Source organism: Leisingera sp. S232, from assembly GCF_049800895.1.
Classification (GTDB): domain Bacteria; phylum Pseudomonadota; class Alphaproteobacteria; order Rhodobacterales; family Rhodobacteraceae; genus Leisingera.
In genome coordinates this window covers 1-18215 of sequence record NZ_JBNAFX010000038.1, presented here as the reverse complement: position 1 = coordinate 18215, position 18215 = coordinate 1, and the positions used below count along the sequence as shown (strand labels likewise).

Here is an 18215-nt window from a genome sequence, read left to right as displayed (position 1 = left end):
CAATTACTCTTGAAACAGGCCAAGGCGGACAAGAGGGCAGAATATGGGGTTTCCCGGCACCTGGATGACGGAGAGTGAAAGTGTGGTTTACCGCGTGGTGCCGAAATGCGCCTGCTCGACCATTGGTCAGATCCTGTATTACTCGGACCACGGCCAGTTCTTTGATGGCGATATTCATGACGCCAAGGACGGTCTGCACAAATGGGCGCTGGAGCACAGCCAGGGTCCGATCAGCCGCAACGTGCAGGGTCAGCGGTCATATGCGTTCACCTGCGTGCGCAATCCCTACACCCGTATTCTGTCATCCTTTTTTGACAAAATCTGCGGCATCCAGCGCAACGGCAAGCGCTACCGTGGCAATCTGGTGCCCAGGCTGGCCTATGAGTACGGGATCGAGTTCGGCGGCGAAGACGGCAAGCAGGAGTTTGACCAGATCGCCAGCTTCCGCCGGTTTTTGCTGTTTGCGCGCGACACCATCCGCTGGCGCCGCCCGATGGACCCGGACATTCACTGGTCGGCGATGTCGGGGCATGTGTCGACCTTCATCCTGAACGGTGGGCGCTACAACCAGATTTTCTGGACCGAGGCATTTGGTGACGGGATGCAGCAGGTGCTGGACGCAATCGAGACGCCGCACCCCGTGGATCTGGCCGCAATCCCACGCTTCAACGAAAGCGAGGGCCACGGTCCCAAGCGCGCCCATCCAGTCGAGGACTATTTCGACGATCTGTCGATGCATCTGGTCTACGAGATCTACAAACGCGATTTCGAGCTGTTCAAATACGATTTCGAAAACCCCGCCAACAAGCTGCCGGTCGGCGAAATCGATCTGGACGAGGTGCACGCCAAGCTGGGGGAGTAAGAGGCGAAGCGGGAGGCTCCCGCGCCTTGCCGCCGCATCAAAGATGCGGCGGCACAAGCCTTGGGCCCGGCGCCGCTGACGCGGCGCAGCTGCGCTTGCTGAGTATTCATTCCGCTTCTTTCTGGTTTCAAATACCCCCTGCCGGAGGCACACTGCGCTTCAGCGCGGCGCCACGCCCAACGCCGCAAAGCGAACTGGCGTTAGCCAGTACTCTGCCGCGGGGGCGGGAGGGATTTTTCCAAAGCACGCTTCCGGCTCAGAAGTGGTTCGGGACTAGGGCTGCTCTGATCGCCCCTTTGCGATTGCAATGCAGCTGTGACTGCCTCAAAGGCACGCGGCTGAGCGCAAATGAAAACCCGCCGTCTGCAGCACGGCGGGTTCGAGAGCTTCCGGAGTATCGCGCTTCAGTCTTCGTCAGGCAGCGCGCGCACGGCGCCTTTGGCGGCGGAAGTTGCCAGCAGCGCATAGGCCTTCAGCGCTTTCGAGACCTTGCGCTTGCGCGGCTCTGCCGGTTTCCAGCCCTTGGCATCCTGCTCCTCGCGGCGTGCTGCCAGTTCCTCGTCGGAGACTGCCAGATGGATCGAGCGGTTGGGGATGTCGATTTCGATGGTGTCGCCCTGGCGCACCAGGCCGATGGTGCCGCCCTCAGCTGCCTCGGGCGAGACGTGGCCAATCGACAGGCCAGAGGTGCCGCCGGAGAAACGGCCGTCGGTCAAGAGGGCGCATTTTTTGCCCAGACCTTTCGACTTCAGATAGGAGGTCGGGTAGAGCATTTCCTGCATGCCCGGGCCACCGCGTGGACCCTCATAGCGGATCACCACCACGTCGCCCTCGGTCACCTTGCCGGTCAGGATGTCATTGACGGCCTGATCCTGGCTTTCGCAGACATAGGCGGTGCCGGTGAAGGTCAGGTTGTCGGCGTCGACGCCTGCAGTTTTCACGATACAGCCGTCCAGCGCGATATTACCGGACAGAACCGCAAGGCCTCCGTCCTGACTGAAGGCGTGCTCTTTCGAGCGGATCACGCCGTTTTCACGGTCGTTGTCCAGCTCCTTGTAGCGGTTGGACTGGCTGAACGCCTGGGTGGTGCGCACCCCGCCGGGGGCCGCTTTGAACAGTTCCTCGGCCTCGGGGTTGTTGGCAACCTTGATGTCCCATTTGGCAATCGCTTCGCCCATAGTGGACGAATGCACGGTGCTGCAGTGGTTGTGCAACAGGCCTGCGCGGGACAATTCGCCCAGGATCGAGAAGATGCCGCCGGCGCGGTGAACGTCTTCCATATGCACGTTCGCCGTGTTCGGCGCCACTTTGCACAGGCAGGGCACTTTGCGGCTCAGCGCATCCATGTGGGACATGTTGAAATCAACCTCGCCCTCATTGGCGATGGCCAGCAGGTGCAGAACGGTGTTGGTGGAACCGCCCATGGCGATGTCCAGGCACATTGCATTTTCAAAGGCGTCAAATGTCGCGATCTCACGCGGCAGCAGACCTTTTTCTTCCTCTGCATAGTGGCGTTTGGTGATCTCGACGATCTTGCGGCCGGCTTCCAGGAACAGCCCCTTGCGATCGGCGTGGGTGGCCAAGGTGGAGCCATTGCCCGGCAGTGCCAGACCCAGTGCCTCGGCCAGGCAGTTCATCGAGTTGGCGGTGAACATGCCGGAACAGGAGCCACAAGTGGGGCAGGCGTTTTCCTCGATGTGCTGCACCTGCTCGTCGGTGAATTTGTCATTTGCCGCGGCGACCATTGCATCCACCAGGTCGATCTTCTTCATGTCCAGATCGGCAATGTCGATCTTGCCAGCTTCCATTGGCCCACCGGAGACAAAGATGGCCGGAATATTCAGGCGCATGGCTGCCATCAGCATGCCGGGCGTGATCTTGTCGCAGTTGGAGATGCAGACCATGGCGTCGGCGCAATGGGCGTTGACCATGTATTCGACGCTGTCGGCAATCACTTCGCGCGACGGCAGCGAATACAGCATGCCGTCATGACCCATGGCGATGCCGTCATCCACTGCGATGGTGTTGAACTCTTTCGCCACACCACCGGCTGCCTCGACCTCGCGGGCGACCATCTGGCCCAGATCCTTCAGGTGCACATGGCCGGGCACGAACTGGGTGAAGGAGTTGACGATGGCGATGATCGGCTTGCCGAAGTCATCATCTTTCATGCCGGTCGCGCGCCACAATCCGCGCGCGCCCGCCATATTGCGGCCATGGGTGGAGGTTCTGGATCGGTACATCGGCATCTGAGCGCTTCCCTTTGAATTTGCCCCCCAAACACACGATTTGCGCAATAAAGGCAACCTGCCGGGGCCGGGTTCGGAAATTTTTGGCGCAGTTTGCGCCGGGATTTGTTAGCGGTTTCCGTTTTCTGGCTGCACTGTCAGGCGCGGGCCGATGTCCGCCAGCGCCGCCGCCGTGCCGGAGACGGGATGCGAGGGCATCAGTTCTTGGAGCATGCGGGTTTTCCTGTGGCGCCGGATCGGTTAGGAGGTTTGTGCGTTATAGCGCACAATACACGCTGTGCGTTATAACGCACAAGCGGTTTTTGACAGGCAGCGAAAATGAGCGAAGACGGCATCACTCTGAACCTGCGGGAAATCCGCGCGGCGGCTGGGCTTAGCCTGTCCAAGGCGGCCGAGGCGACGGGTGTCAGCAAGGCCATGCTGGGGCAGATCGAACGGGGCGAATCAAGTCCGACGATTGCCACGTTGTGGAAGATTGCCAAAGGGTTCCACTTGCCGCTGACCGCCCTGCTGAGCGCGGCGGCACGCCCGGTGAGCGAAGCGGCAGGCGTCTATGAGACAGTGCAGTTTCCCGGAAGCATCGGGGTCAAGATTGTCTTTCCCTTTGATCCGCGGCTGGGGGCCGAGACTTTTCAGGTGACATTGCAACCGGGCCAAAGCTACCTGTCGCAGCCGCATGACACCGGTGTGACCGAGGAAGTCTATGTGCTGCATGGATCCATGGAGGTGTTGCGCGACGGCGAGTGGCTGGCGCTGGAGCCGGGGCAGGGGCTGCGCTTTGCGGCGGACCAGCCGCATGGCTACCGCAGTGCGGAAACCGGGGCGGCTTTCCTCAATATGCATCATTACCGGCAGGCCGTTCTGACGCAGCGGGACTGAACACCGCTCTTGTGGATGGTCCGCGCCCTCCCTAGCACAGGCGCAAGTGAGTGCGTTTGGGGGATTGGGAGCCGGGGATGGGCACGTTGCGCGGAAGCCTTCTGATGGTACTGGCCATGGCGGCCTTTGCACTGGAAGACATGTTCGTCAAATCCGCCGCTGCCAGCCTGCCGGTGGGGCTGATCCTGATCCTGTTCGGCCTCGGCGGCATGGCGGTCTTTGCGGCGATGGCGCGTGCGCAAGGCCACGCTCCCTGGCACCCGGGCTTTGGCACGCGCCCGATGCTGTTGCGGTCCTTGGCGGAGGTGGCAGGACGGCTTTGCTACACGCTGGCGATTGCGCTGACGCCTTTGTCTTCGGCTTCGGCCATTCTGCAGGCAACGCCGCTGGTGGTGGCCGCCGGGGCGGTAGTGTTCTTTGGTGAAACCGTGGGCTGGCGGCGCTGGCTGGCGATCGGGCTGGGGTTCGCCGGGGTTTTGCTGATCCTGCGCCCGGGTCTCAGCGGGTTTGAAGCGGCTTCGCTGTTTGCGGTTGCCGGCACGCTGGGGTTTGCGGGCCGTGATCTGGCCACCCGCGCCGCGCCCAAAGACATGAGCAACAACCAATTGGGCTTTCTTGGATTTGCCATGTTGGTTGTGGCAGGCTCCATTGCCTTGGGCTGGACCGGGGGCGCGGTCTGGCCTGCGCCGCGCAATTGGCTGGAAATTGCGGCAGCTACAGTGGTTGGCGTGGTCGCATACAATGCCCTGTCCGGGGCGATGCGGGCAGGGGAGATCTCGGTCATTGCCCCGTTCCGCTACACCAGGCTGGTGTTTGCAATGGTGCTGGGCGTGCTGGTATTCGGAGAGCGCCCTGATACGCTGACCCTGATCGGCAGCGCGGTGATTGTCGGAAGTGGTGTCTTTACACTGCTGCGCAGCCGCAAAGCGTGAACCCTGTCTTGCGCCCGCCGCCGCGCCGGCTTACATCTGCGGCCCATGGCCAAGAAGAAGCAGACATCAGACCCCAACTACAAGGTGATCGCCGAGAACCGGCGGGCGCGTTTCGATTACGCGATCGAAGACGATATCGAATGCGGCCTTGCGCTGGAGGGATCCGAGGTCAAGGCGCTGCGCGGCAATGGCACCAATATTGCCGATTCTTACGCCGCAGTGGAAAACGGCGAACTGTGGCTGGTGAACTCATATATTCCGCCTTATGCGCAGGCGAAGGTCTTCAAGCATGAAGAACGCCGCCGCCGCAAGCTGCTGGTCTCCAAGAAGGAACTGGCGGATATGTGGAACCTCACCCAGCGCAAAGGCATGACCCTGGTGCCGCTGGTGATCTATTTCAATCATCGCGGCCGCGCCAAGATCAAGCTGGGCATCGCCAAGGGCAAGAAGCTGCATGACAAGCGCGAGACCCAGGCCAAGCGCGACTGGGGCCGCCAGAAGCAGCGACTGATGAAAGACGCGCGCTGAGCGCAATTGTCCTGCAGGTATGAGATCAGCCGTTTGACCAATGGTCAGACGGCTTTTTTGTCGCTGGTTGTAAAAGTTGACTGATTAAGTCAGATAAGCGGCGCCCAGCAGATTCGGCCTACGAGTCAGGCCCGGCAGAACGGTCCCGGACTTGAAAGGATGACATCGGATGACAGACATGCAGGCAGAGATCACGGAACAGCCGGGCAGCGCCGCCGCAGCCGATCCGACGGGAGCACAGGCCGCGCTGCGCCTGGATGATTTCGAAGCCGGGCTGCTGCCAGTGCTGCGTCACTTTCTGAACAGCCTGGAAGTGCCGGAAAGGCAGGGATGGCAGCATGCCTATCACACAGCGGCAGAGCGCTGGGGCGAGAGCTTCGGGCTGGCGGTGGCCTATACGTTGTTCACCGTTCTCCGGGCCGTGGCGGATGTGCGCCCCAGCCGGCTGGCATGCCAGGATGCCCTGTGTCTGGAGACCCGCAGCAGCCTGACAGCGGATGAGGCAGCCCTGCTGCGCATGATCCATCACATGCGCCGTGATCAGACGGCGTCGGCCCGGCAGGCCGTTGCCGCCGTCACTGGTGGCCGGATGGACCCGCAGGTGATCCGGGCAGGCCTTGCCTTTGCCCGGCGGTTTCCCTGCGGCGGCGGAAGGGCAGGGCCCAGTGCCAGCCCGGTCCTGCGGGCGGTCGGCTGACCGCGGCCCGCCGCCTTGCCGGGGAGTGTAGCTTTGCGACAGATAATTGCGTCGATACACCGCCTTCCCTTGCGACTCTTGCAGGGCAGTTGTAGGCAGGGCGCAGGCGCACACAGGGAGAGGCTTCGATGCTCGACGACCCCAAAACCCTTGTTTCAACCGATTGGCTTGCGGCCCATCTGAAGGATCCGGACCTGCGGGTTCTGGACGCTTCGTGGTATCTGCCGCAGCAAGGACGGGATGCCAAGGCAGAGTATGGGGCTGCCCATATCCCGGGTGCGCGCTTCTTTGATATTGATGTGATTTCCGACAACCGCTCGGACCTGCCGCATATGGTCCCGCCGGTCGAGAAGTTCATGTCCAAGCTGCGTGCCATGGGCGTGGGCGATGGCCATCAGGTGGTGGTCTACGACGGTGCCGGGCTGTTTTCCGCAGCCCGCGTCTGGTGGCTGTTCCGGCTGATGGGGCAGACCAATGTCGCGGTTCTGGACGGCGGCTTCCCGAAATGGCAGGCCGAAGGGCGTCCGGTCGAAGATCTGCCTCCTGTGATCCGCGACCGTCACATGACGGTGCGGGTACAGAATCACATGCTGCGCGATGTGACCCAGGTCTCTGCCGCCGCCAAGCTGGGTGATCATGAAATCATCGATGCCCGTTCCGCCGAACGCTACCGTGGCGATGCGCCGGAACCGCGCGAGGGCCTGCGTGCAGGCCATATCCCCGGCTCCAAGAATGTGCCCTTTGGCCAGGTGCTGAACGCCGATGGCACCCTAAAGGACGCCGACGGCATCCGCGCTGCCTTTGAGGCGGCCGGTGTCGATCTGAACAAACCTGCGATTACGTCCTGCGGATCGGGCGTCACCGCTGCCATCCTCAGCCTCGCCCTGGAGCGTCTCGGCAAGACCGACCATGCGCTTTATGACGGGTCCTGGGTGGAGTGGGGCGCCTTCCCGACCCTTCCCGTTGCTACCGGAGAGAACTGAGCAATGTTCGAGACCCTGAAACCCCAGCCCGCCGACAAGATCCTGGCGCTGATGCAGATGTACCGCGACGACCCGCGCGCGGATAAGATCGACCTTGGCGTCGGCGTCTACAAGAACGCCGAGGGCGTCACCCCGGTGATGCGCGCCATCAAGGCGGCAGAGCATAAGCTGTGGGAAGAGCAGACCAGCAAGGCCTATGTCGGTCTGGCGGGCGATCCCGCCTATTCGGATGCGATGATCCAGCTGATCCTCGGCGATGCGGTTGCGCGCGGCAATATCGCTGCTGCGGCCACCCCGGGCGGCACCGGTGCCGTGCGCCAGGCCTTTGAGCTGATCAAACTGGCCAATCCGTCTGCCCGTGTCTTTGTCTCGGATCCGACCTGGCCGAACCACCTGTCGATCCTGAAATATGTCGGCATCGAAACCGTCACCTACCGCTATTTCGACCGCGAAACCCGCGGTGTGAATTTCGATGCGATGATGGAAGACCTGAAGGGGGCAAACAAAGGTGATGTGGTGCTGCTGCACGGCTGCTGCCACAACCCGACCGGCGCCAATCTGAACAAGGTGCAATGGCAAGAGGTCATTGCGCTCTTGAACGAGCGCGGCCTGATCCCGATGATCGACATTGCCTATCAAGGCTTTGGCGACGGTCTGGAAGAGGATGCGCTGGGCGTGCGTCTGGTCGCCTCCAGCTGCCCCGAGGTGCTGATCGCGGCCAGCTGCTCCAAGAACTTCGGCATCTACCGCGAGCGCACCGGCCTGCTGATGGCGGTGTCCAATGATGCAGGTGCGCAAGGATTGAACCAGGGCACCCTGGCGTTCCTGAACCGCCAGAACTACTCCTTCCCGCCGGATCACGGCGCGCGTCTGGTCACCATGATCCTGAACGACGAGGCGCTGCGCGCCGATTGGGCGGCAGAGCTGGAGGAGACCCGCTTGGGCATGCTGGGCCTGCGCCAGCAGCTGGCGGATGAATTGCAGCGGCTGACTGGTTCCGACCGGTTCGGCTTCATCGCCCAGCACCGCGGCATGTTCTCGCTCCTCGGCACCACGCCGGAACTGGTCGAGAAGATGCGGGTGGACAACGGCATCTACATGGTCGCAGACAGCCGCCTGAATATTGCCGGCCTCAATGCCCAGACCGTGCCGGTGCTGGCCATGGCAATTGTCGACGCCGGGGTCTGAGGTTTAGGCTCAAATTCAATCTGAAACGCGCCCCTTTGCGGGCGCGTTTTTGTTTCTGGACCTGCACAAGGGGCAAAGCAAAGGCTCCCGCGCCTGGCTGCATGCCTTGGCTGCGCCAAGACCCTTGCAGGCTTGGGCGTGGCACCGCTGACGCGGTGCGGAAACCTGCGGAGAAGCCCTTGCGGGCAGACCTGCCCGCAAGGGTCCTGCTGATTGAACCGGCGCGCTGCCGCGTCAAGAGTAAACCACGCTTGCCAGCGCGCCCGCCAGCTGGGCTGCCGGCTGGGCTGCCTGTGCGGCGGTCCTTGACCCGGCAGGAGGCGCAACTGCTGCATGACGCCAGGTCATGCGGTTGCGGGTAACGGAGGCGCAAGCAGAAGGCGTTGAACTTGCGGAAGTCACGCGTAGCACAGCCTGGGAGACCTGAAATGAACCTCGCAAAATCCGCGCTTGCCCTGATCCTGTCCGCCGCCATGGCGCTGCCGCTGGTGGCTCCTGCTTTTCCCGCAGGCGGCAAGGTCATCGACCCTGCGGACAATCGGGCTGACCGCCGCGAGAGCCGCCGTGACGAGGCTGTGGACACTGGCGTGTGGGATGTGGGCGAAGACCATCTGGACCGTGCCAAAGACCGTCGCGACTATCGTGGCCAGATGGCGCCGAAGGTCATTGTGGTGCCTCAAGGCTAGGGCTGGGGCCTGCGCCGCGCCAGCGGCGCCCGGCCCAACAGGCGCAGATCATCTTTTGATGATCGCACAACTGGCGGGAGCCTCCGGCCCAAGCAAACAGCGGCGCCTGGGAGGGGCACTGCTGTCAGTTTCTTTGATGTGGATCAGCTCGGTGAGAACTCCGGATAGGCCTCCATGCCCAGTTCCGCCATATCGAGCCCGTTGACCTCGTCCGCTTCCTCCACCCGGATGCCGGTGGTGGCGCGCAGGGCAATCCAGACCATGGCAGAGGCCACCACGGTAAAGACACCCACCACTGCGATGCCACTCAACTGCTTCAGCAGGGTGGCATCCGGGTTGGACAGCACAACAGCAACGGTGCCCCAGATGCCGCAGAGAAGATGCACCGGAATAGCGCCGACCACGTCATCGATCTGCAGCTTGTCCAATGCGGGAACCGCAAAGACCACGATCAGACCACCGATAGCGCCAATCAGGGTGGCCAGGCCCAGGCCAGGGGTTAGCGGCTCGGCGGTGATGGCCACCAGCCCGGCCAGCGCGCCGTTCAGGATCATGGTCAGGTCCGGCTTCTTGAACAACACTTGCGTCAGCACCAGCGCTGTCACTGCGCCGCCGGCTGCGGCCGCATTGGTGTTGGCAAAGATGCGGCTGATATCCGCCACGTCACCCACCGAGCCCATCGCCAGCTGCGAGCCGCCGTTGAAGCCGAACCAGCCCATCCACAGGATGAAGGTGCCAAGGGTCGCAAGCGCCAGGTTGGAGCCGGGCATCGGGATGGTCTTGCCATCCTTGTACTTGCCGATGCGCGGGCCCAGGATCAGCGCGCCGGTCAGCGCGGCCCAACCGCCCACAGAATGCACCACAGTGGAGCCCGCGAAATCCAGAAAGCCCATCTCTTCCAGGAAACCGCCGCCCCATTTCCAGCTGGCCTGGATCGGATAGATCACCGAGGTCAGTACGATGGTGAAAATCAGGAAAGGCCACAGCTTGATCCGCTCTGCCAGCGCACCAGAGACGATAGAGGCAGTGGCGGCGCAGAACATCAGCTGAAAGAAGAAATCCGAACCGGTGGCGGCATAGGAATAGTCATCCGCCCCTTCCGCGGTGATCCCCACCGCCTCCAGCTCTCCGGCGCCGAATACGCCGGACAGCATGCCGTCCACCGCCCAATTGCCCAGTGGATACATCAGGTTATAGCCGATCAGCCAATAAAATACTGCGGCCAGCGAGAACAGCGCCATATTCTTGGTCAGCTGCATGGTGACGTTCTTGGAGCGCACCAGGCCAGCCTCCAGCATGGCAAAGCCTGCTGCCATCCAGAACACCAGACAGCCACCGATCAGAAACAGCAGCGAATTGAGAATGAACACGGTGTCGGTCGCGGGGGTCACCCCCAAGGCGGGGCCGTCCTGCGCCAGTGCCAGGCCCGGCAGTGCGGCCAGTGCCAGCGCTGCAAGGGGGAGTTTCAGGGTTTTCATAGGTCTTTCCTCCATGCCGGGCGCGTTACAGCGCCTCCAGATCAGTCTCGCCGGTGCGCACCCGCACGGCCTGTTCCACGTCCAGTACAAACATCTTGCCATCGCCGATCTTGCCGGTGCGGGCGGTCTCGGCGATGGCGCTGACGGCCTGTTCCGCCTGATCAGCAGGCACCACCAGCTCCAGCTTCAGCTTCGGGACGAAACTCACCTCGTATTCGGCGCCACGGTAGATTTCAGTGTGGCCTGCCTGCGCCCCGAAGCCTTTGATTTCGGTAACCATCAGACCGCTCACGCCAAGACCGGTCAGCGCTTCGCGGACCTCGTCCAGCTTGAAGGGTTTGATGGCAGCTATGATCATTTTCATATGTTCACCTTCCGGATCTGGGCTGTTCCGGCCCGTGCTTCATGCCGGAGCCGATGCATTGTGCACCTGCAGCAAAACTGTTCCTTCGATGGGTGAAAACATTCAGGCAGCGGGAAACCGCGCGTCATTCTGGGCGCGCACAATAATTTTGCGCCTTTCTGTCGCTTCGCTTAAAAACCGGCCAGCTGACAAAGGGGGAAAGGTCCGGATTCTGCCCCCTCTACAATCCGGCGCAGGCAGGGTATTGTTGCAGGATAACGGGCAAACCGGGCAGGTACAGACGATGGCACAAGGATCCGGGCGTAAGCCTCTGGTGGCAGAAAAACGCTATTCCGCAGGCAGCAAGGCAAAGCCCGGCGCCAAGAAAGTTGCGCGCAAAAAGCCCGCGTCCAAGGCCAGGAAGCCCGGACTGCTGGCACGCCTTTTCAGCCGTAAGAAATCCCGTGCCAGGCCGGTGCGCAAAAAGCGCGGTGTCATTGGCTGGCTGCTGGCGCCTTTTGCTTTTGTATTCCGGCTGATCTGGGGGTTTGCCTGGCGTGTTGGCATGGTTGCCTGCGGGCTGGTTGGCCTGGCGGTTGCCTTTCAATACGCCCGCCTGCCGGATGTCTCGGCCTATCTGGACGGCCGCGCCCGCGGCTCCGTCACCATTCTGGACCGCGAAGGAGAGGTTTTTGCCTGGCGCGGCGACCAGTTCGGCGGCGTAGTGACGGCTGAGACCGTCTCGCCGCATCTGAAGAACGCAATCGTGGCGACCGAGGATAAACGGTTCTACCGCCACTTGGGGATCTCGCCGCGCGGGGTGGCCAGCGCCATCCGCATCAACCTGCGCGAAGGCCGCGGCCCGCTGTCCGGCCACGGCGGCTCCACTATTACCCAACAGGCGGCCAAGCTTCTCTGCCTGGGCAGGACCTATGACCCGTCTGAATGGAAGAGCGAAAGCGCCTATGAGGCCGACTGCCGCAAAGGCTCTCTGTGGCGCAAGGGCACCGAGGCGATTTTTGCCTTGGCGATGGAGGCCAAATACACCAAGAACGAGATCCTTTCGATCTACATGAACCGCGCCTATATGGGTGGCGGCGCTTACGGGGCCGAGGCCGCGGCGCAGCGCTATTTTGGTAAGTCGGCAAACCAGCTGAACCCGGCCGAAGGGGCAATGCTGGCAGGTCTTCTGACCGCGCCCTCGACGCTGGCGCCGACCAACAATCTGAAGCGCTCGCAGGGCCGGGCGGCTACCATTCTGCGGCTGATGCAGGAGCAGGGTTATCTGACCACGGCCCAAATGCAGAAATATCAGGACCAGCCCGCAGTGCTCAGCGAGGCCGCGGCGGCGCGGGCGGGCGGATATTTCGCCGATTGGGTAATGGACAGCATCCCGGATTTCCTGGGCGACCAGACCACCGAGGATGTGGTGATCCGCTCCACCATGGATCAGCGGCTGCAAACCGCTGCTGAAGATGCGCTGAAATATGTTTTCGACAACAAGGTGCGCCCGGGCTCCAAGGCGCAGGCCGCGATTGTGGTGATGAGCGCCGACGGCGCCGTGCGCGCGATGGTGGGCGGTCGCAAGACCCGGGTGTCCGGCGTCTTCAACCGGGCAACCCAGGCCAAGCGGCAAACAGGGTCGGCCTTCAAACCCTTTGTTTACGCAACCGCGATTGAGCTGGGCTATTCGCCTTATGATCGGGTTCTGGATGCAAAATACTGCCTCAGCATTCCCGGGTCGGGTCAATGGTGCCCCAAGAACTACACCCATAAGTTTTACGGCGAAGTGACGCTCGCACGGGCGCTCAGGGATTCTTTGAACGTGCCGGCGGTGAAAGTATCAGAGGCGGTCGGACGCGATAAGGTGAGCCTGGTGGCCAAGGATTTTGGCATCGACAGTGATCTGGCGGCAGGCCCCGCACTGGCGCTGGGGGCCTCAGAGAGCACGCTTCTGGAAATGACCGGTGCCTATGCGGGTATTTTGAATGGCGGCTCTTCCGTGACGCCTTACGGGGTGACAGAGCTCAAACTGGTTGAGGACAGCGAGGCGCTGATGGGGGCCAGCGGCGGCATGGGTGAGCGGGTGATCCGGCCAGAGGCCGCGCAGCAGCTGGTCTGGATGATGGAGAAGGTGATTGCCGGCGGCACAGGCCAGCGAGCACAGATCCCGGGCTGGCAGGCAGCAGGCAAGTCCGGCACCACGTCGGCGGCCAAGGATGCCTGGTTCATCGGTTTCACCGCGGACTATGTGGCCGGTGTCTGGATGGGCTACGACGACAACACGCCTTTGTCAGGCGTGACCGGCGGCGGTCTGCCCGCCGAGATCTGGCGCGAAACCATGGTGCGCGTGCACGACGGGCTGGCGCCGAAGCCGCTGCCAATGCTGGAACCGGCGCCGATCGCCCCACCGCCCCAGCCTGCCCGGCGCGAGCCCCGCCGCCAGGGGCCGAAGCTGGGCCAGGAACTGGGCCGTGCCGTCGACAACATCCTGCGAGACATCCTGGGCAATTGAGACCGCAGTGCGAGCCGCAACCGGGACGGGGGTGCTCCCGCCCGGCTTGGCCACCTGCGGAGGCCTGCGCCAGTTGGGTCCGGCGCCGCGCCTGACGGCGCGGCGCGCGCCCTGCCCGCAGGGCAGGGCGCCTGGCCCAACGGGAGCGCGGCCATCTTTGATGCCGCCGCGACGGGCGGGAGAGCCACGGAAGCCTTCGCACCTCCAAAGAAGGTTTGAGGTAGAGAATGTGCAAAGCTGCCAAAGAAAAGGCTCCCCGCAGGGAGCCTTTGACGATGTATCTCAGTACCGGGGAAACTCAGCTCAGCCGTTTCAGCTCGGCGATTAGGGCGTCGATGTCGCCCTTTTTGCTGTCCAGGATCGCGCCGATTTCGGTGCGCTCGGTCAGCAGCAGATTCACGCCCTCAATGAACATATTGAAGAACAGATCCCGGCCGGACCGGTCCGACACCAGAAAGGTCACTTCAAACGGCGACTGGCCCTTGAGGTAGGCAATGGTGCTCACCTCGTACCATTTCTTCACCTTCTTGACGCCTTTGACTTCCAGCTTGCCGCCGATGAATTCGCGGAAGCGCTTGCCGTATTTGCGCGAGATATAGCCCTGGAAGGCCTTGGAGAACGCCTTTTTCTGGGCCTTGGTGGCGCGGCGCCCGTCCACACCCAGCGCATAGGCTGCGATATAGGAGGTATCGCTGTAGCGCTGGAAGATCCGCTCAAACTCGCGGAACATGGCGTTTTCGCCCTTGCCGGAGTCAATCACCCGGTTGATGTCTGCAACCAGGCTGTTGATCAGCTTGCTGGCGCTGCTTTCAGTCAGAGCCCACAACGTCTGCGGGGCGGCTACCAAGGCAGCGGCGCCTGCGCTCAGGCCGGTCAGGAATGTGCGGCGGTCCATACTTAAAATCCTTCAGTATCCAGTTCGAACGGATCGATTTCCTTGATCTCCTCGCCATCCCCCAGCTCAAACCGGCGGTTCTGCAGATAAATCAGGCGCGATTGCGCATAGCTGTCGGCGCTCTCGTAGAGAATCGAGTCGATCGTGTCAGAATAATTGCCACGATCGCCCATGCGGCGCACGATCTCGGCGTAGATGGTGATGTTGTCGGCAGTATTCTGCTCGGCATATCCCAGCGGATTGGTGAAAAAGTCGACCGCAACCCCGACCGCATCACGGCTGGTAGAGGGGCCAAGCAGCGGCAGCTCCACATAGGCGCCTTCACCGACGCCCCATTTATGCAGCGTTTCACCGAAATCGGTATCAACCGCAGGCACCTTGAACTCGCTCGCCGGATCCGCGAGGCCGGCAAACCCCACGGTCGAGTTGATCACAAAGCGCGAAAATGCATTGCCGGCCGTTTTCAGGTCGCCTTGCAGCAGCGCATTGACCATCTGGCCCGGCATCGACAGGTTCTCCGCAAAATAGGAGAAGCTTGTCACCATCGGTTCCGGCACAATCGCCACATAGCCTTTGGAGGCGGGGCGAAAAGCCAGCCGGTCAACGCCGCGGTTGAAGGCGTGAATGGTGCGATTGGTCCGCTCATAAGGGTCGAACACCTCTCCGGAGGCGCGTGCAACCGGATCCTGCGTGGCGCAGCCCGCTGCAAAAACGGCGAAAATTAGCGCAGATATCAATTTAAGCGGTCGCAACATCAAAGGCATTCGGATAAGTGTCCAATTGGTACTGGAATGGGCGCGTCGGAGGGCAAATAAGGGTTCTCTTGCCGATTTCCAGTCTGATTACATTTTTTTGCGGGCTCGTGCCACAACTGGTACAAATCCAGCACTGACCTGAAGCCAAAGAACCACTATTGCAGTCTGATGATGAATAAAAGCCTTTACAAGAACGGATATGATGAACTGCTTGAGGTGCGTCGGCGGAGCCGGGGTCTGTATTGGTTCACCGGGATATTCAGCTTTTTCGTGAACCTGCTGATGCTGACCGGCCCGCTGTATATGATGCAGGTCTACGACCGGGTGCTGGGCAGCCGGTCGGAGGCGACGCTTTTGGCGCTGTCGCTGCTGGTGGTGTTTCTCTACGCGATGATGGGGTTTCTGGATTACGCCCGCGGCCGGATCATGGCGCGGGTCGGCGCGCGGCTGCAGTCGGCGCTCGACAAACGGGTGTTTGATGCGATGACCCGCCGCTCGGCGGTGGCGCAGGATCCGGTGGCGCAGACCGGGCTGCAGGACCTGGAATCGGTGCAGCGGCTGATTGCCTCGCCGGTGCTCGGCGCCGCCTTTGACCTGCCCTGGACGCCGGTGTTCCTGGCCGGCATCGCCCTGTTCCACCCCTGGCTGGGGCTGCTGGCGCTGGCAGGCGGTGCGGTGCTGGTGGTGATTGCGCTGATGAACCAGCTGTTCACCCGAGCTCCGATGCAGCAGGCCAATATAACCGGCCACAAGGCCAATCTGATGTCCGAGGAGATCCGCAACGAGGCGGAGATGATCCAGTCGATGGGCATGCGCGGCGCCGCCTTCAGCCGCTGGAAACAGGCGCGGGACGCAGCGCTGAGCGACAGCGTGACAGCCAATGACACCGGTGGTGGCTTCACCACGCTGACCAAGACGCTGCGGCTGTTTCTGCAATCGGCCATGCTGGGGCTGGGCGCCTATCTGGTGCTGCAGGGCGAAGTGACGCCGGGCGCGATGATCGCAGGCTCGATCCTGATGGGGCGGGCGCTGGCGCCGATTGAACTGGGCCTGGGCCAATGGCCGCTGGTGCAGCGGGCGATGAAGGGCTGGCACAGCCTGGCGGAATTGCTGGCCAAGGTGCCGCAGGAAGAGACCCGCACCGCGCTGCCCAAACCCAAGGCCCTGCTGGAAGTGCAGGGCATGGCGGCGGTGCCGCCGGGCGGCAAGACGCCCTTGCTGCGCAATGTCAACTTCCGGGTGCAGCCGGGCCAGGCGATCGGGGTGATCGGGCCGTCGGGGTCGGGCAAGTCGACGCTGGCGCGGGCGCTGACCGGGGTCTGGCCGCCAGCGGCGGGCTCGGTGCGGCTGGACGGGGCCGCACTGGACCAATATGCGCCGGATGTGCTGGGCGGCCATATCGGCTATCTGCCGCAGCGGGTGCAGGTGTTTGACGGCGCCATTGCCCAGAACATCGCCCGGCTGCAGCCAGAGCCGGATGCCGCCAAAGTGGTGGATGCCGCCAAGAAGGCCGCCGCCCATGAGATGATCCTGAAGCTGCCCGAAGGCTATGACACCAGGGTCACCGCCACCGGCGGGCGGCTGTCGGGTGGTCAGATGCAGCGGGTCGGGCTGGCCCGAGCGCTGTATGCCGATCCGGTGATCGTGATCCTGGATGAACCCAACTCCAACCTCGACAATGAAGGCTCGATCGCGCTCAACCAGGCGATCAAGCAGATCAAGGCGGAAGGGCGCTCGGTGCTGATCATGGCCCACCGCCCGGCGGCCATCCAGGAATGCGACATGCTGCTGGTGATCGACGGCGGCACCCAGACCGCCTTTGGCCCCAAGGACAAGGTGCTGCAGGAAATGGTCGCCAACCATCAGAACATCCGCCAGGCAACCGGCGCAGGAGGCGTGCGATGAGCATCGAAAGCAAATGGCCTGCCCGGCGGCCGCTGATCATCGGCCTGCTGGCGCTGCTGGTGCTGGTGGGCGGCTTCGGGTCCTGGTCGGTGCTGTCGTCGATTTCCGGCGCGGTGGTGGCGACAGGGCGCATTGAGGTCGACCGCAACCGCCAGATCGTGCAGCATCTGGATGGCGGCATCGTGGCCGAGATCCTGGTCGACGAAGGCGACACCGTGGCCGAAGGCGACACGCTCCTGCGGCTGGACGCCAATGAGCTGACCTCGCAGCTGGTGATCATCGAGGGCCAGCTGTTCGAGCTGATGGCGCGCCGCGGCCGGCTGGAAGCCGAGCGCGACACCGCCGCCGCAATCACCTTTGAGCCGGAACTTCTGCAGGCCACAGAGCAGCTGCCGGATGTAAAGGATCTGGTGGAGGGCCAGCGCCGCCTGTTCGAAGCCCGCAAGGACACCACCGCCCGCGAGATCGAACAGCTGGAGAAGCGCCGCAGCCAGATCCAGGAGCAGATCCGTGGCATCCAGGCACAGCAGCAGTCGATGACGGTGCAGCTGGAGCTGATCGGCGAGGAGCTGGCAAGCCAGCAGTCGCTGCTGGACCGCGGCCTGGCGCAGGCGGCGACGGTCCTGAACCTGCGCCGCACCGAGGCCGACCTGCAGGGCCGCCTGGGAGAGCTGGTGGCCTCGGAAGCGCAATCCGAGGGCCGTATCACCGAAATCGACATCGAGATCCTGAAACTGGCCACCGGCCAGCGCGAGGAGGCGATCAGCCGGCTGCGCGACCTGCGCTACCAGGAGCTGGAGCTGGCCGAGAACCGCCGCTCGCTGCAGGGGCGGCTGGCGCGGCTGGACATCACCGCGCCGGTGTCGGGCATTGTCTACGGGCTGCAGGTGCAGACGCCGCGCTCGGTGATCCGCGCGGCCGACCCGGTTTTGTACCTGGTGCCGCAGGACCGGCCTCTGGTGATCGCGGCACAGGTCGCCCCCACCGATATCGACCAGCTCTACACCGGCCAGGAGGTGACGCTGCGGTTCTCGGCGCTGGACCAGCGCACGACGCCAGAGCTCTTTGGCCATGTCACCCAGGTCTCGGCGGATGCCTTTGACGACCAGGGCAGCGGGGTTTCCTATTACCGCGCCGAGATTGAATTGAACCCCGGCGAACGCGGCCGCCTGCCTGCGGGCACGGTGCTGATCCCGGGGATGCCGGTGGAAAGCTACATCCGCACCGCCGCCCGCTCACCCTTGGCCTACCTCATCAAGCCGCTGTCCGACTACTTCGTCAAAGCCTTCCGCGAAAGCTGAAGGCCAACAGACACGGAGG

At 62.9% G+C, this 18215-nt stretch carries 16 protein-coding genes; 11 read left to right on the top strand and 5 right to left on the bottom strand.

Annotation, left to right across the window (positions count from 1 at the left end; all coding sequences use genetic code 11):
* The first annotated feature begins 43 nt into the window (after nucleotides 1–43).
* Complete coding sequence (locus tag ACP151_RS18115) at nucleotides 44–862, top strand: sulfotransferase family protein (protein ID WP_424980300.1); 819 nt, start codon at nucleotides 44–46, stop codon at nucleotides 860–862.
* Between the two features lie 404 nt (nucleotides 863–1266).
* Here the strand turns inward: ACP151_RS18115 and ilvD are convergent, their stop codons facing one another.
* Nucleotides 1267–3111, bottom strand: coding sequence for a dihydroxy-acid dehydratase (gene ilvD / locus ACP151_RS18110; RefSeq protein ID WP_424980299.1), 1845 nt, complete (start codon nucleotides 3109–3111; stop codon nucleotides 1267–1269).
* 318 nt (nucleotides 3112–3429) lie between these two features.
* Here ilvD and ACP151_RS18105 point away from each other — a divergent pair, with 318 nt between their 5' ends.
* The 7 genes from ACP151_RS18105 (at nucleotide 3430) to ACP151_RS18075 (ending at nucleotide 9004) form a co-directional block, all read left to right on the top strand.
* On the top strand, nucleotides 3430–3990 hold the full coding sequence (locus ACP151_RS18105) for a helix-turn-helix domain-containing protein (RefSeq protein ID WP_424980298.1): 561 nt from the start codon (nucleotides 3430–3432) through the stop codon (nucleotides 3988–3990).
* Between the two features lie 77 nt (nucleotides 3991–4067).
* A complete protein-coding gene (locus tag ACP151_RS18100; protein WP_424980297.1) occupies nucleotides 4068–4922 on the top strand; it encodes a DMT family transporter in 855 nt (284 codons plus the stop codon).
* Between the two features lie 45 nt (nucleotides 4923–4967).
* Nucleotides 4968–5450: an SsrA-binding protein SmpB gene (gene smpB, locus ACP151_RS18095; protein ID WP_424980296.1), complete on the top strand. Its 483-nt coding sequence runs from the start codon at nucleotides 4968–4970 to the stop codon at nucleotides 5448–5450.
* 169 nt (nucleotides 5451–5619) lie between these two features.
* Nucleotides 5620–6147 carry a hypothetical protein gene (locus tag ACP151_RS18090; RefSeq protein WP_424980295.1) on the top strand — a complete coding sequence of 176 codons (528 nt, stop codon included), beginning with the start codon at nucleotides 5620–5622 and terminating at the stop codon, nucleotides 6145–6147.
* A 128-nt stretch (nucleotides 6148–6275) separates the two neighbouring features.
* A complete protein-coding gene (gene sseA, locus ACP151_RS18085) occupies nucleotides 6276–7130 on the top strand; it encodes a 3-mercaptopyruvate sulfurtransferase (RefSeq protein WP_424980294.1) in 855 nt (284 codons plus the stop codon).
* 3 nt (nucleotides 7131–7133) lie between these two features.
* Entirely contained in the window at nucleotides 7134–8318 is a 1185-nt protein-coding gene (locus ACP151_RS18080; RefSeq protein WP_424980293.1) for an aromatic amino acid transaminase, read from the top strand.
* Between the two features lie 428 nt (nucleotides 8319–8746).
* Nucleotides 8747–9004, top strand: coding sequence for a hypothetical protein (locus ACP151_RS18075; protein WP_424980292.1), 258 nt, complete (start codon nucleotides 8747–8749; stop codon nucleotides 9002–9004).
* A gap of 143 nt (nucleotides 9005–9147) precedes the next feature.
* Here ACP151_RS18075 and ACP151_RS18070 read toward each other — a convergent pair whose 3' ends face one another.
* Both ACP151_RS18070 and ACP151_RS18065 read right to left on the bottom strand, forming a co-directional pair.
* Nucleotides 9148–10482, bottom strand: coding sequence for an ammonium transporter (locus ACP151_RS18070; RefSeq protein ID WP_424980291.1), 1335 nt, complete (start codon nucleotides 10480–10482; stop codon nucleotides 9148–9150).
* A gap of 25 nt (nucleotides 10483–10507) precedes the next feature.
* Nucleotides 10508–10846, bottom strand: a complete 339-nt coding sequence (locus ACP151_RS18065) for a P-II family nitrogen regulator (protein WP_424980290.1) — start codon at nucleotides 10844–10846, stop codon at nucleotides 10508–10510.
* 283 nt (nucleotides 10847–11129) lie between these two features.
* Between ACP151_RS18065 and ACP151_RS18060 the strand changes: the two genes are divergently transcribed.
* Nucleotides 11130–13340: a transglycosylase domain-containing protein gene (locus ACP151_RS18060; protein WP_424980289.1), complete on the top strand. Its 2211-nt coding sequence runs from the start codon at nucleotides 11130–11132 to the stop codon at nucleotides 13338–13340.
* Between the two features lie 298 nt (nucleotides 13341–13638).
* On the opposite strand, the gene ACP151_RS18055 is transcribed toward ACP151_RS18060, so the two are convergent.
* A complete protein-coding gene (locus ACP151_RS18055; RefSeq protein WP_424980288.1) occupies nucleotides 13639–14235 on the bottom strand; it encodes an MlaC/ttg2D family ABC transporter substrate-binding protein in 597 nt (198 codons plus the stop codon).
* Between the two features lie 2 nt (nucleotides 14236–14237).
* Nucleotides 14238–14999 (bottom strand): MlaA family lipoprotein, encoded by a 762-nt coding sequence (locus ACP151_RS18050; protein ID WP_424980287.1) that lies wholly within the window; start codon nucleotides 14997–14999, stop codon nucleotides 14238–14240.
* 162 nt (nucleotides 15000–15161) lie between these two features.
* Between ACP151_RS18050 and ACP151_RS18045 the strand changes: the two genes are divergently transcribed.
* A complete protein-coding gene (locus ACP151_RS18045) occupies nucleotides 15162–16895 on the top strand; it encodes a type I secretion system permease/ATPase (protein WP_424978024.1) in 1734 nt (577 codons plus the stop codon).
* Complete coding sequence (locus tag ACP151_RS18040) at nucleotides 16892–18196, top strand: HlyD family type I secretion periplasmic adaptor subunit (protein WP_424978016.1); 1305 nt, start codon at nucleotides 16892–16894, stop codon at nucleotides 18194–18196. Before ACP151_RS18045 ends, ACP151_RS18040 begins: the two co-directional genes overlap by 4 nt.
* Nucleotides 18197–18215 lie beyond the last annotated feature (19 nt).